This is a genomic window from Streptomyces olindensis, from assembly GCF_040645895.1.
Taxonomy (GTDB): domain Bacteria; phylum Actinomycetota; class Actinomycetes; order Streptomycetales; family Streptomycetaceae; genus Streptomyces; species Streptomyces olindensis.
Genome location: NZ_JBEYZD010000006.1, coordinates 155,475 through 170,111 on the forward strand (window position 1 = coordinate 155,475; position 14,637 = coordinate 170,111).

Annotated in this window: 10 protein-coding genes; 9 read left to right on the forward strand and 1 reads right to left on the reverse strand. The window is 71.0% G+C overall.

Features of this window, described 5'->3' with window-relative positions; all coding sequences use genetic code 11:
- Nucleotides 1-112: 112 nt before the first annotated feature.
- The gene (locus ABZ948_RS05645; protein WP_031121436.1) at nt 113-304 is read right to left on the reverse strand and encodes a hypothetical protein; all 192 of its coding nucleotides are present in this window, start codon (nt 302-304) and stop codon (nt 113-115) included.
- A gap of 600 nt (nt 305-904) precedes the next feature.
- On the opposite strand from ABZ948_RS05645, the gene ABZ948_RS05650 reads away from it, so the two are divergent.
- From ABZ948_RS05650 to ABZ948_RS05690, 9 genes are all read left to right on the forward strand, one after another.
- Nucleotides 905-4,666 (forward strand): sensor histidine kinase, encoded by a 3,762-nt coding sequence (locus ABZ948_RS05650; protein ID WP_359757524.1) that lies wholly within the window; start codon nt 905-907, stop codon nt 4,664-4,666.
- A 9-nt stretch (nt 4,667-4,675) separates the two neighbouring features.
- The gene (locus tag ABZ948_RS05655; protein ID WP_359757526.1) at nt 4,676-5,089 is read left to right on the forward strand and encodes a roadblock/LC7 domain-containing protein; all 414 of its coding nucleotides are present in this window, start codon (nt 4,676-4,678) and stop codon (nt 5,087-5,089) included.
- 111 nt (nt 5,090-5,200) lie between these two features.
- On the forward strand, nt 5,201-5,596 hold the full coding sequence (locus tag ABZ948_RS05660) for a DUF742 domain-containing protein (protein ID WP_031121441.1): 396 nt from the start codon (nt 5,201-5,203) through the stop codon (nt 5,594-5,596).
- The gene (locus ABZ948_RS05665; protein WP_020271455.1) at nt 5,577-6,152 is read left to right on the forward strand and encodes a GTP-binding protein; all 576 of its coding nucleotides are present in this window, start codon (nt 5,577-5,579) and stop codon (nt 6,150-6,152) included. Before ABZ948_RS05660 ends, ABZ948_RS05665 begins: the two co-directional genes overlap by 20 nt.
- A gap of 378 nt (nt 6,153-6,530) precedes the next feature.
- Entirely contained in the window at nt 6,531-9,851 is a 3,321-nt protein-coding gene (locus ABZ948_RS05670) for a sensor histidine kinase (RefSeq protein ID WP_359757528.1), read from the forward strand.
- Nucleotides 9,852-9,861: 10 nt separating this feature from the next.
- The gene (locus tag ABZ948_RS05675; RefSeq protein WP_004983065.1) at nt 9,862-10,275 is read left to right on the forward strand and encodes a roadblock/LC7 domain-containing protein; all 414 of its coding nucleotides are present in this window, start codon (nt 9,862-9,864) and stop codon (nt 10,273-10,275) included.
- Nucleotides 10,276-10,369: 94 nt separating this feature from the next.
- Nucleotides 10,370-10,948 carry a DUF742 domain-containing protein gene (locus ABZ948_RS05680; protein ID WP_029181511.1) on the forward strand — a complete coding sequence of 193 codons (579 nt, stop codon included), beginning with the start codon at nt 10,370-10,372 and terminating at the stop codon, nt 10,946-10,948.
- Nucleotides 10,929-11,510 carry a GTP-binding protein gene (locus ABZ948_RS05685; RefSeq protein ID WP_014675207.1) on the forward strand — a complete coding sequence of 194 codons (582 nt, stop codon included), beginning with the start codon at nt 10,929-10,931 and terminating at the stop codon, nt 11,508-11,510. Before ABZ948_RS05680 ends, ABZ948_RS05685 begins: the two co-directional genes overlap by 20 nt.
- Before the next feature lie 79 nt (nt 11,511-11,589).
- Entirely contained in the window at nt 11,590-14,610 is a 3,021-nt protein-coding gene (locus ABZ948_RS05690) for an NACHT domain-containing protein (RefSeq protein WP_359757530.1), read from the forward strand.
- The last annotated feature ends 27 nt before the right edge of the window (nt 14,611-14,637 follow it).

The window sequence follows — 14,637 nt, forward strand, 5'->3', positions numbered from 1 at the left end:
GTGTCCGCGCCGCGCGCATTGCCGAGGGGCGCCCCCGTCGCCGGGGGCGCCCCTCGAAGTTCGTATCCTGCCGCCGTGAGCATCCGGCGGCCGGCACGCGTACTACCTGGTGTCACTCCGCGGCCGCGGCGGCCGCGACGGGGATCTCCATGAGGACGGTGCGCTTGGGGTTGGCGGTCTGGGCCGGGAGTTCGACGGGGTGCTCCGGCTGTTCCGGCGTCTGCAGTTCGTCGGCGCCGTCGAGGTGCGCCAGCGTCGTGCGTCGCGGGTTGGCGATCTTGTGGAACATCGTCGTCGTCTTCACTGTTTACTTGACCCTGTCCTGTGACGGGCGCCTTGGGGGTGCGGGACCCCCGCGGGGGCGCGGGTTGTCGGTTTTGCCATCTCTGTAAAGCGTCAGGCTAAACACGGGATTCCCGGCACAGCCGCCGGGGGTCCATGATCAGCATGTGAGTTTTCTCACGAATCAGGGGTCGAATCGGTCAATCCGGACTCGCGAGTAGCCCCAACGAAACGGACATTGACCCACTGAAGCCCGCATTCCGCTCCTGATCATGGCGACTGGGACACCCTCCGCGACCCGACGACTCGCGGGCATACGTCCGAAATGGACGAACTCACTTTCTACGTCCGGTGATCCGGCCCTCACGTGGTGTCACCTATGTCACGGCCTGGCCTACGAGCCTTGTTGGAGATCCTGTGCTGTGCTGGAATGCCACGGACCGCCGCGGGATCGAGCCGGCGCACAGGGGGCGCACAGACGCGCCGAGTGGCGGCGAGAAGGGGGAGCCAGCGCCGGTCACTCAAGACCACCACGGGGGCGTACTCAGGGCGTCCCCAGAACGCCGACACCGTGCTCCGCCGTTCCGACGACGGGGTGCCTGGTCCAGAGGTTGCGACGCTAGTGCAGGGACGTTTCAAGAGGGATGGCAACGCTTCGGCGGAGCCGGAGCCGCACGGCGGGACTGGCCCCATGAATGGCGGCCCCTCGCCCCAGCACGCCCAGAACCCGGGCCCGGCCGGCGACGGCGGTGAGCGCTCCGGGCGCGCCGGTGCGTCGGCCCCCTCGGGGTCCGCGAGCCCGGCTCCGCCCCTGAAGCCGCCGGCGGGTCCGACCGGCCCCGGACCGCGAATAGCCCTGCGCAACTGGCGCATCTCCACCCGACTGGTGTCGCTGCTCGCGCTCCCGGTGGTCGCGGCCACCTCGCTGGGCGCGCTGCGTATCAACCAGTCCATGGACGACATCCAGCAGCTCGACAACATGAAGCTGCTGACGGACATGACCAAGCAGGCCACCGAGCTGTCCGCCGCCCTCCAGGAGGAGCGCGACCAGTCGGCGGGCCCGCTCGCGCACGGCGGCAAGGCCACCGACTTCACCGTCAAGGGTCTGCGCGAGAAGACCGACCGGGCGATGAAGAACTTCCTCGACAGCTCCGAGGAGATCGACAGCGCCAGCAAGGACGGCAACCTCAAGGGCGTCCGCGAGTACCTCATCCAGATCGCCGGCGAGCTCGGCGACCTGGCGCAGATCCGCAAGAGCGCCTACGCCTCCGAGGGCAACTCCACGCAGACGATCGAGGCGTACCACCGTCTGATCGAGAACCTGATCGACCTCTCCCAGGACATGGCCGAGGCGACCAGCAACCCGGACATGATCCAGCGCACGCGTGCGCTGGCCGCGTTCTCCTCCGCCAAGGAGTACTCCTCGATCCAGCGCGCGGCCCTCGCCGCGGCGCTGCCCGCCAGCAACACCACGACCGGCAAGCTCTCCCCGAACGACCGGCTCTACGCCCAGTCGGCCCTGGAGAGCCAGAGGTCCGAGATCCGCAGCTTCAAGAGCATCTACGGCGAGGACGCCGCCGCCGAGCTGCTCAGGCCGATCGAGGACGGCGGCAACTCCACGATCAAGGCCACCGACACCTACGCGGGCCGCGCCCTGATCTCCGCGAGCGGTCTCGCCCAGCAGGACAAGCGGTCCTACCGCGACTGGCTGGACGACAGCTCCACCAAGATCCAGCAGATGAAGAACATCGAGCACACCCTGCTCGAGGAGATGGAACAGAAGGCCCGCGAGCTGCGCAGCGCCACCGAGCGCGACGCGATCATCTCCGGTGCGCTGATCCTCATCGTGCTCGGTGTGTCGCTGGTCGGCGCCTTCGTCGTGGCCCGCTCCATGATCCGCTCGCTGCGCCGGCTGGAGGAGACCGCGACGAAGGTCGCCTCCGACCGTCTGCCCGAGCTGGTCAAGCAGCTGTCCGAGTCCGACCCGCAGGACGTCGACACGTCCGTGGAGTCGGTCGGTGTGCACTCCCGGGACGAGATCGGCCGAGTGGCCGCGGCCTTCGACGACGTGCACCGCGAGGCGGTCCGGCTCGCCGCCGAGCAGGCCCTGCTGCGGGGCAACGTCAACGCGATGTTCACCAACCTCTCGCGCCGCTCCCAGGGCCTCATCCAGCGTCAGCTCTCGCTCATCTCCGAACTGGAGTCCCGCGAGGCCGACCCGGACCAGCTGTCCTCGCTGTTCAAGCTCGACCACCTCGCCACGCGCATGCGCCGTAACGGTGAGAACCTCCTCGTCCTCGCCGGTGAGGAGCCCGGCCGCCGCTGGACCCGCCCGGTCCCGCTGGTCGACGTGCTCCGCGCCGCCGCGTCCGAGGTGGAGCAGTACGAGCGCATCGAGCTGGCCGCCGTGCCGACGACCGAGGTCGCGGGCCGCGTGGTCAACGACCTCGTGCACCTGCTCGCCGAGCTGCTGGAGAACGCGACCTCGTTCTCCTCGCCGCAGACCAAGGTCAAGGTCACCGGTCACGCCCTGCCCGACGGCCGGGTGCTGATCGAGATCCACGACACCGGTATCGGCCTCTCCCCCGAGGACCTCGCGGCGATCAACGAGCGGCTCGCCTCTCCCCCGACGGTGGACGTCTCCGTCTCCCGCCGCATGGGTCTGTTCGTGGTCGGCCGGCTCTCCCAGCGGCACGGCATCCGCATCCAGCTCCGCCCGTCCGACTCCGGTGGCACGACCGCGCTGGTCATGCTGCCCGTCGACGTCGCCCAGGGCGGCAAGAAGCCCCAGCCCAAGCAGGGCGGTCAGCCGCCGGTCGGCGGTGGCGGTCCGGCCGCCGCGCAGGCCGCGGCCGGTGCTGCGGCGGCCCGGCGGGCCGCCGGTGCCGGCCAGGGCGGCGGCGCCCTCGGTGGCGGTGCCTTCGGCGGTGGCGCGTCCGGCGGTGGCCGGCTCGCTCCGGGCCAGGGCCCGCGGGCCGCGCTGCCCGGCCGGGACGGGGACGGCGGCCGTCCGGGAGCCCCGGGCGGAGCGCGCGGACCGCAGGGCCCGGGCACCTCGTCGTTCGATCAGGGCGGTCCCGCGCAGGGCCGGCCCGCTCCGGCGGGCGCCGGGTTCGGGCAGGCGCCGGGTGCCCCGCAGGGCCTCCAGGCCGCGGGCACCAACGGGCCGCAGGGCCAGGACGCCTTCGGCGGTGGCCGGGGCCGGCAGCAGGGCGGCAACGCCGAGCAGGGCCAGGGCCGTCGGCCGCAGCTGCCGCCGCGCGGTGGCCCGCGGGCCGAGCTGCCCGGCGGCGACCCGCAGCCGCGCGTGCCGAGCTGGAGCGACGAGAACGCCCAGCCGCCGGTGCCGCGTGCCTCGCTGGACGCCCCGCGCGGGCATGAGGAGCCGGACGTCTCCCGTACGTCCGCCATGCCGCGGATCGACGACCGCCAGGGCCCCGGCTCCACGGCGGAGATCCCGGCCGTGCCGGGCGACGACTTCGGCCCCCAGCAGTCGGACCCGTTCGCCGGTTCCGGCGCGGGCGGCCAGCAGGGCTCCTTCGTCCGCCCGGACGTCTTCGGCGCCCCGAACGGCCGCCGCGACACCTCGTCCGCGACCGGCCAGTACCCGGCACCGCAGAGCCCGCAGTCCTACGACAACGGCTCCACCGGCCAGTACCCGGCACCCCGCCAGGACAACGGCTCGACCGGCCAGTACCCGGCGCCCCGCCAGGACGGCAACTCCACCGGGCAGTACCCCGCGCCGGGCCGGGACAACGGCTCCGGCCGGCCCACCCTCCCGGGTCCGGCCACGCCGGCCGACCCCGCGGGCACGGGCCGGTTCGAGCGGCCGCAGGTCAACGGCGCCCGCGGCGGATCGGACTTCGGCGCCCCGCGCCCGCCCGCCCCGCAGGCCCGGCCCGCCCGGCAGGAGCCCGAGGCCCTGCCGCCGGCGTCCGGCCCGGGCGACGGTCGTACGCCGCTGTACGACACGCTGGAGACCAACTGGTTCCACGGCCAGCAGGAGCAGCAGCAGCCGCAGAACAACGGCTCGGCTCCGGCCGCCCCGCAGCAGCCGCAGGGACCCACCGGTCCCCAGCGGTCCGCCCCCGCAGGCTGGCGTACCTCGCCGAACGACGACCTCGTCCGCCAGGCCGAGCGCGTCCGCCAGCCCGCAGCGGGCGGTGTCACCACCTCCGGCCTGCCTCGCCGGGTGCCCCGGGCGAACCTCGTTCCGGGCACGGCTCAGCAGCAATCGCACCAGAGCGGTCCTCAGGTCTCGCGCGCCCCCGATGACGTGCGCGGCCGGCTGACCAATCTCCGTCGGGGTATCGCACAGGGTCGTCAGGCCGGCTCCACCCAGACCGGCAGCCACCCACGACCCACTCACCAGCAGGAGCGTTAGTTGAGTCCGATGAGCCAGGCGGCACAGAACCTCAACTGGTTGATCACCAACTTCGTGGACAACACCCCCGGGGTGTCCCACACCGTCGTCGTGTCCGCCGACGGTCTCCTCCTGGCGCTGTCGGAGGGCTTCCCGCGTGACCGCGCGGACCAGCTCGCGGCCGTCGCCTCGGGCCTGACGTCCCTGACGGCGGGCGCCTCCCGGATCTTCGAGGGCGGTGAGGTGGCGCAGACGGTCGTGGAGATGGAGCGGGGATTCCTCTTCCTGATGTCCATCTCGGACGGCTCTTCGCTGGCGGTCCTCGCCCATCCGGAGTGCGACATCGGCCTCGTCGGCTACGAGATGGCGCTCCTGGTCGACCGCGCGGGCGCGGTCCTGACCCCCGACCTGCGAGCCGAGCTCCAAGGCAGTCTGCTCCATTGATCGGCCCCGGTACCACCCGTCTCACCGCATCACCGTCCGGCCGCCACACACCCCACACAGGCCTCGTCAGACGGCTCGACTGACCGACTTGCTGTCCCGCCCGGAGGACTCATGACCCCGCCCACCGCCTCTCATGATCCGTACGCGGAGCCGTACGAGGACGAGGGCGACCAGCCGCTGGTACGGCCGTATGCCATGACCGGCGGCCGGACCCGGCCGCGCTACCAGCTGGCCATCGAGGCACTGATCAGTACGACCGCCGACCCGGCGGCGCTCATGGGACTGCTCCCTGAGCACCAGCGCATCTGCCACCTGTGCCGCGAGGTGAAGTCGGTGGCCGAGGTCTCGGCGCTGCTCAACATGCCGCTCGGTGTGGCCCGGATCCTGGTCGCGGACCTCGCCGAGGCCGGTCTCGTCGCGATCCACCAGCCGGGCGGCGACGAGGCCACCGGTGCGCCGGACGTGACACTGCTCGAAAGGGTGCTCAGTGGACTTCGCAAGCTCTGACGCGGGTCGTTCCACCACCTCCGCGAAGATCGTGGTGGCGGGCGGCTTCGGCGTGGGCAAGACCACGTTCGTCGGCGCCGTCTCGGAGATCAACCCGCTGCGGACCGAGGCCGTGATGACCTCGGCGAGCGCGGGCATCGACGACCTGACGCACACCGGGGACAAGACCACCACCACGGTGGCCATGGACTTCGGCCGTATCACCCTGGACCAGGACCTGATCCTGTACCTCTTCGGTACACCGGGTCAGGACCGGTTCTGGTTCATGTGGGACGACCTGGTGCGCGGCGCCATCGGCGCCGTGGTCCTGGTGGACACCCGCCGCCTGGCCGACTGCTTCCCGGCGGTGGACTACTTCGAGAACAGCGGCCTGCCGTTCGTCATCGCCCTCAACGGCTTCGACGGGCAGCAGCCGTACACGCCGGACGAGGTGCGCGAGGCGCTCCAGATCGGCCCGGACACCCCGATCATCACGACGGACGCCCGGCATCGGGCCGACGCGAAGAGTGCCCTGATCACGCTGGTCGAGCACGCTCTGATGGCTCGGCTGAGGTAGCACCCAATTCAGAAGCGCCATACGGCAGTTGTCGTAGATACTCCGGAGCCGGCTGTGTCCTTTGACACGGTCGGCCAAGGTGTTCATAACGTTTCGGCAGAGGAATCAGGTGGTACGGCCACGCGTCGCGCACAACCGGTCTCGCTGCGCGCACAATCGCCCCGCCTTTTGGCGGGGCTCGCTCTTTATGACCGTTTTATCTGGGGCTTACACCGCTCGGAATCCCCGCCCCGGACTGTTTGGAAGAGCGCAGGTCGTCGTGCTGGAATGCCTGAACTGCCCAATAGTCAATGACGTACTCGTCCGTCGATGGCGTCGTTGGGCTCTGAGACACTGCGGCACAACGTTGGTGCCGACCGCCGAGAGGTTGTTGGTCGAGTGAGGCGAAGCAAGAACAGTCCCGAGCCGTCGGCCCGGGGCAACTTCACCCCGCCGCCGCGCACAGCGGCGCCCGCCCCCGTGCCCGGTTCGGAGCCGACGGCCGCGCCCGCCCAGAGCGGCGGCCGTCTCTCCCCGCGCAACTGGCGCGTGGCGACCAGGCTCAACGCGATCCTGCTCATACCCGTGCTGGTCGGCCTCGTCATGGGCGGCTTCCAGGTCAAGAGCTCGATCGACACCTGGCAGGAGGCCGAGGACGCGGAGAACACCGCGCGTCTGGTGCGGGCCTCCCTCCTCTACGCCAACGCCCTCTACAACGAGCGTGACGCCTCGGCGGCGCCTCTGCTGAAGGGCAGCGCGCAGACCGCCCAGGACAAGGCGACCGTCACCCAGGTCCGCAAGGCCACCGACGAGGCCGCCGACGCCTTCGACACCGCCGCCCAGAGCATGCCGGCCAAGCCGGGCCTGGAGCGCCGGCTGAAGCTGTTCCGCGAGGCGGAGCCGAAGCTGGCGACCCTGCGCCAGGTCGCGTACACCTCCAAGCTCAAGGGTGTGCAGACCGAAGAGGGCTACGTCGAGATCGCGCACCCGCTGACGGAGTTCGCCAACGAGCTGGGTCTCGGCACCGGCAACATCACCAGCTACGGCCGGACCGTGTACGCCATCGAGCTCACCAAGGCGGCCTTGTCGCTGCAGCGCTCCATCGGCATGCACATCCTGATCAAGCCGGGCCCGGACGACGGCAACCTGGCCAGCCAGCGCATCGCCCTGTCCTCGTACGCCTACCTCGAGCGCATCGCCGTCGAGGAGTACATCGGCGGTGGTACCGAGGAGGACGCGGCCAAGCTCAAGGCCGCCGAGGCGAAGCTGAAGACCGACGGCGCCGCGATGGCCCGGGAGGCCAAGGCCAAGAACCCGGACTACGTGGCCCCGCCCTCCAAGCCGGAGACGATGGTCGCGGCTCTCGCGACGCTGCAGAGCACGGACCCGAGCGCCCGCGCCGCCCTCGCCGAGCGGGGCATCACCGCCGAGAACTGGTGGGCGGTCAACACCCTCAAGTTCAACGCCTACGAGAAGATCGAGGCGGACATGGCGGACAAGGCGGTGAGCGAGGCCTCGGACATCGCCGACACCGCCCAGCGCGACGCCTACATCACCGGTGCCGCCGTCGTGGTCGCCCTGCTCCTCGCCTTCATCCTGGCCGGTGCGGTCGCCCGTCAGATGAGCCGCTCGATGCGCCAGCTGCGCAACGCCGCCTTCGGCATCGCCGAGCAGCGCCTGCCGATGCTGGTCGACCAGCTCTCCCGCACCGACCCGGGCCGCGTCGACACCCGCGTCCAGGCCATCCCGATCACCACCACGGACGAGATCGGCGAAGTCGCCCGCGCCTTCGACCAGGTCCACCGCGAGGCCGTCCGGCTCGCCGCCGAGCAGGCCCTGCTGCGGGGCAACATCAACGCGATCTTCACCAACCTGTCGCGCCGCAACCAGTCGCTGATCGAGGGCCAGCTGACCCTCATCACCGACCTGGAGAACAACGAGGCCGACCCGGACCAGCTGGAGAACCTCTTCAAGCTGGACCACCTCGCCACCCGTATGCGCCGCAACGGCGAGAACCTCCTCGTCCTCGCCGGCGAGGAGCCCGGCCGCCGCTGGGACCAGCCGGTGCCGCTGGTCGACGTGCTGCGCGCCGCCTCCTCCGAGGTGGAGCAGTACGAGCGCATCGAGCTGTCGGGCGTGCCGGAGGCCGAGATCCACGGCCGGGCCGTGACCGACCTCGTGCACCTGCTGGCCGAGCTGCTGGAGAACGCGACGACGTTCTCCTCCCCGCAGACCAAGGTCCGCGTCACCGCGACCCGTCTGCCCGACGGCCGCGTGATGATCGAGATCCACGACAAGGGCATCGGCCTGACCGCCGAGGACTTCGCGGACATCAACCACAAGCTGGCCAACCCGCCCACCGTGGACGCCGCGATCTCGCAGCGCATGGGCCTGTTCGTGGTCGGCCGGCTGTCCGACCGGCACGGCATCCGCGTCCAGCTGCGCCCCTCGGGCGAGCAGGCCGGCACCACCTCGCTGGTCATGCTGCCCGACGCGATCACCCACGGCGGTGGCGGCGAGCAGCACGTGGACCGCGACGAGTTCACCGTCTCGCAGATCATCCCGGAGCAGAACTTCGGCGGCGAGAACTTCAACCAGCAGCCGATGCGCACGGCGGCCGAGCTCGGCTTCGACGACAGCCGCTACTCGGACGTCCCGGACGACATACGCGAGCTGGACCCCGTCGGCCGCTCCCTGATGCGCGAGGAGCGCCGGGCGGCCCTGGAGGCCCAGGCGCACCAGCCGCCCGCCCTGCCCGGACAGAACGCCCAGGAGCAGGCCGAGGCGCCCGCGTACCAGGACGAGTACACCGCGCAGCACGGCAACGGGCAGCACGGCAACGGGCAGCACGGCTACGACGCCGGCCAGGCCTACGACACCGGCCAGACCGGCTACCCCGAGCAGCAGCCCGCCGCGTACGACCGTCAGGCGCCGTACGAGGAGCAGCAGCAGACGGCGTACGAGGAGCCGCAGCGGCAGTCGTACGAGGAGCAGTACTACGCGCCGAACGGCGGCCTGCCGCAGAACGACACCTTCTCGCCGAACGGCGGCTACCCGGAGCCCTCCTATGCGGAGCCGGCCCAGGAGGAGCCCGCGGCGCCGGGTGCGGGCGTGCCCGGCAGCTTCCCCGCCTTCGAGCAGCGGCGCTACCAGGATGACTGGCCGCAGCAGGACGGTTACCAGAATGGCTACCCGAACCAGTACCCTTCTCAGGCCCCGGAAACGGAATCTGCGCAGGCCGCTGACGCGGGTGAGCAGGACCGCGTAGGCTTCGACCGTCCGGGACCGGCCCACTCCGCCGCACCCTCGCTGACCGACGCCGGGCTTCCCCGCCGCGGGTCCGCCGCGAGCGGTGCGAACGGCGCGGGCGGCGCCCGGCACGCGAGCCAGGAGCCTCCGGCCTCCACCCCGGAGAGCAACGGCGACAGCGACTGGCGCTCGGCGAACGACGAGCGGTGGCAGCAGGCCTCGCAGCTCCGGAAGCCGAAGGCGGGCGGGGTCACCTCCTCCGGCCTGCCGAGGCGGGTACCCAAGGCCAACCTGATCGAGGGTTCCGCCGAGAGCACTCCCCAGGGGGGCCCACAGGTCTCCCGTGCCCCGGAGGACGTCCGGGGCAGGCTGAGCAACCTGCGCCGGGGCGTCCAACGCGGACGCAGCGCAGGCAGTGAAACGAACGGCCAGGGCTTCGGTCCTGACAGCACCTACAACCAGGAGCGTTAGTGTGAGCCCGATGAGCCAGGCGGCACAGAACCTGAACTGGTTGATCACCAACTTCGTGGACAACACCCCGGGGGTGTCCCACACGGTGGTGGTCTCCGCCGACGGACTCCTTCTGGCGATGTCCGAAGGCTTTCCCCGCGACCGCGCCGACCAGCTCGCGGCCGTCGCCTCCGGTCTGACGTCTCTGACGGCAGGCGCCTCCCGGATCTTCGAGGGTGGCAGCGTGAACCAGACGGTTGTGGAGATGGAGCGGGGATTCCTCTTCATCATGTCCATCTCCGACGGCTCGTCGCTCGCGGTTCTCGCACATCCGGAGGCGGACATCGGCCTCATCGGGTACGAGATGGCGCTGCTGGTGGACCGAGCCGGTACGGTCCTGACGCCGGACCTTCGTGCGGAGCTCCAGGGGAGCCTGCTCAACTAATCGACGGACGGTGCGTTTTGGCGTCCTGTGGCCGTAAGGTTTCGGGACGCGGCTCCACAGCGATGGGTGCCAGGCACAGTCGGAGGAGGAGAAAGTGGCAACACCCCCAGGCGGTTCGTCTTCGGGCAACTGGTCGTACGGCCCTGCCCAGGGTCAGGGCGACGGTGGTCAGAACCCGAACCGTTACAACTTCCCCTCCGCACCGAGCCACCGGCAGCCGTACGCGCCACAGGGCCCCGGCCCGTCGCCGTACGACCAGCCGCCGGCGCCGCGCATCCAGCCCGTGCAGCCGCAGCGCCGCACCCCCGAGCCGGCGCCCGCCGGGGCGTCGAACAATCCGTTGGTGCGTCCGTACGCCATGACCGGCGGCCGGACCCGCCCGCGCTACCAGCTCGCCATCGAGGCGCTGGTGCACACCACTGCGCAGCCGCACCAGATGCAGGGCCAGCTGCCCGAGCATCAGCGGATCTGCAACCTCTGCCGGGAAATCAAGTCGGTCGCCGAGATCTCGGCGCTCCTCACGATCCCTCTCGGCGTGGCCAGGATCCTCGTCGCCGACTTGGCGGAGGCGGGACTGGTCGCCATCCATCAGCCCGGCGGCGACGAGAACGCCGGCGGCCAGCCAGACGTGACACTGCTCGAAAGGGTGCTCAGTGGACTTCGCAAGCTCTAGCGGAGGGCCTTCCCGCTCCACCACGTCCGCGAAGATCGTGGTGGCTGGCGGCTTCGGCGTGGGCAAGACCACGTTCGTCGGCGCCGTCTCGGAGATCAATCCGCTGCGCACAGAGGCCGTCATGACGTCCGCTTCGGCGGGCATCGACGACCTCACCCACACCGGGGACAAGACCACCACCACGGTGGCCATGGACTTCGGCCGTATCACCCTGGACCAGGACCTGATCCTGTACCTCTTCGGTACGCCCGGTCAGGACCGGTTCTGGTTCATGTGGGACGACCTGGTGCGCGGCGCCATCGGCGCGATCGTGCTGGTCGACACGAGGCGGCTCGCCGACTGCTTCCCCGCCGTCGACTACTTCGAGAACTCGGGCCTGCCGTTCGTCATCGCCCTCAACGGCTTCGACGGGCAGCAGCCGTACACGCCGGACGAGGTCCGGGAAGCCCTCCAGATCGGCCCCGACACCCCCATCATCACGACCGACGCCCGCCACCGGGCGGACGCGAAGTCGGCGCTGATCACGCTGGTCGAGCACGCGCTGATGGCACGCCTGCGGTAATCGGCACGTTCGCCTTGCGGCCTCCGTTCCTCCTGTGGGAGGAGTGGGGGCCGCAGGTGTTTTCCGGAAGGGGGGCGCGATGAGCGCGGAGGCGGCGGCGTTACGGCTGGGCACGACCGTGGCGAAGACGGCGGCGGACATCTGGCTGGGCGGCAGGCGGCGGCAGCAGGAGCGGCATCTGCCGCTGGCGGAGCTGGTGCGGGTACGGGTGCCCGGGCTGCGGCTGCAGCGGAGTGTGGAGCGGCAGTTCGGGCAGATCACCGATGCCGTCTTCGACCGGCTGGAGCCGTATCTGGAGCACGAGTTCCGGGGGCTGGACGAGTCCGGCAGGCAGGCCGTGATCGACGCGGTGTGCGACACGTTCGCGCGGGCGGACCTCTCCGACGCGGCGGTGCTCGCGGCGGATGCCAACGCCGCCGAGCTGATCCGCCGTATCACCGGGTCGGTGCCGGCGCCGGTGGGCCTGAACGAGGCGGAGTCCCGGCTGTACGAGGTGCTCTTCGCCGAGTGCGTCGAGTACTACGTGCGGATCGTGCGGAGCCTGCCGGTCTTCGAGGAGCGGGCGGCGGCCGAGCTGCTGGCCCGGACGTCCACGCTCGGCGCGGAGGTGGCCCGGCTCCTGGAGCGGCTGCCGGACCGCTCCCTGCTCGCGCCGGACGGCACGGACCAGGACACGGCGTTCCGGCGCCGGTACCTGGAGTTGGTCAGCCGGGACCTGGACGAGGTGGAGCTGTTCCGGCGCACGTCGGACCGGGCGGCGGGGCCCCGGGTGCGGCTGTCGGCGGCATACGTGAGTCTGCGGGCCACCGGTGACGACGGGACCCGGCGTCGCACCGCCCGTCCCTTCTCCCGGCTGCGGCCCGACATGAGCGACTGGGAGGAGGCCGGGAGCGAAGGCTCCGGGATGCGGGTGGAGGCCGGGCTCAGCGGGGCCTCACGGGTGCTGCTGCGCGGCGAGGCGGGCTCCGGCAAGACGACCCTGCTGCGGTGGCTGGCGGTGACGGCGGCGCGCGGTGCCTTCTCCGGGGAGCTGGCCGACTGGAACGGCCTCACGCCTGTCTTCGTCAAGCTGCGGGAGTACAGCGGCCGTACGCCGCCGAATCCGGACGCGATGCTCGACGGCATCGCCGGGCCCATCACCGGCATCATGCCCAAGGGCTGGGTGGAGCGGCAGCTCGACTCGGGCCGGGCCCTGCTGCTGATCGACGGCGTGGACGAACTGCTCGACCGGGAGCGCCGGGCGGTCCGGGACTGGCTGCGCAAACTGCTGGTGGCCTACGACGGGGTGCGTGTGGTCGTCACGTCCCGCCCTGCCGCCGCCGGCGCGGACTGGCTGCGCGGGGAGCACTTCACGGCGATGCACCTGGACCGTATGAGCCCGCCGGACCTGGCGGCCTTCGTACGGCAGTGGCACCAGGCGGTACGCGAACTGGGCGAGGACCTGCCCTGTCCCGTGGACGACCTTCCGCTGTACGAACAGTCCCTGCTGACCAGCCTGAAGGACCGTCCCCACCTCCAGTCGCTGGCGGGCACTCCCCTGCTGGCCGCGATGCTGTGCGCCATGCACCTCAACCGGGGCCGGCAACTGCCCCGCGACCGCATGGAGTTGTACCGGAACGCGCTGCACACCCTGGTCCATGACCGCGACGCCGACCGGAACGTGCCGAGCGCGGTGGACAGCAAGCTGAGCCTCAGCGACAAGCTCGTCCTCCTGCGGGACCTGGCCTGGCGGCTGTCGGACAACAACCGCAGTGAGATCTCCGTGGAGCAGGCCGCCGTGCACGTCGGCCGGAAGCTGCTGGCGATGAGACACCTGGACGGCCTGGAGGGCGGGCAGGTGCTGGACCAGTTGCGGCACCGCTCCGGCATCCTCCGCTCCCCCGCCGAGGCCCGTCTGGACTTCGTGCACCGGACCTTCCAGGAGTACCTCGCCGCGGAGGAGGCGGCCGAGGAGGACCGGATGGGCAGCCTGGTCGGACGGGCGCATCTGGATCTGTGGCGGGAGACGGTCATCATGGCGGCGGGCCATGCCAACGCCCGCCAGCGGGAGGAACTGCTGGGCGGCATCCTCGACCGGGCCTCGCACGAGCCCCGGCATGCGCGGACCCTGCGGCTGCTGGCGGCGTCCTGCCAGGAGACGCTGCCGGAGGTCTCCGACGGGTTGGCCGGGCGGTTGGAGGAGGCGGTGTCGTCTCTGCTGCCCGCGCGGCGGCCGACGGATCCGCCCGCGCTGGCGGCGGTGGGGTCGAGTCTGCTGCGGAGGCTGCCGCGGTCTTTGGGGGAGCTGACGGAGAAGGCCGCGGCGCAGACGGTGCGGACGGTGGCGTTGATCGGTGGGGCGGAGGCGCTGGGGCTGCTGACGCGGTACGCGGAGGACAGGCGGGATGCGGTGGTCGAGGCGCTCGTCGAGGCCTGGGGGTATTTCGACGCCGATGCCTATGCCGACGAGGTTCTGGCGGGGGTGCCGCTGGCCGGCCGACAGGTCAAGGTCACGCACTCCGGCCAGTTGCGGGCAGTTGGCCGCTTGCCTGCCGTTGATGACCTGTGGGTCAGCCACCCCGTCACGGATCTCTCGTTCCTCACCGAACTGCATCCGCTGACGCAACTCACCTTTGCCGACCTTCGAGGTGAAGTCGACCTGTCGAGGCTCGAGGCACAGACTTCGCTGACGCGCCTGGGGCTGCTCGGCGTTGCTTCGCCGAAGAACCTCGATGCCCTGGGCGCACTCCCGGCGCTGGACACCCTCTACCTCAGTTGCTACGGCCTCAACGACCTCCGCGATGTGTGCCTGCCTACGGCACTGAACTACTTGGGCTTGCTGAGTATCGATGCCTCGCTCGACCTCGCGTGCCTCAGGCATGACCAGATCATCTGGCTGGGACTGATGATGAAAGGCGTCCGCCTTCCCCGTGGCGTTGAAGCTCTGACCGGCCTGCCTCAGCTGCAGTATCTCTACCTTGCGCGCGTCGATGTGGCCGCCTGGCTGGAAACCGCACCCTTCCCTCCTCCCACGGTGACGGCCGTGAACCTGGCGGAGTGCGTCTTGCCCGACGATCCGGCCGCGCTCGGCATCCCCGGCGTGAGCGTCACCTTCTCCTGACCCACACACCACGGCCCCGCCCTCCCA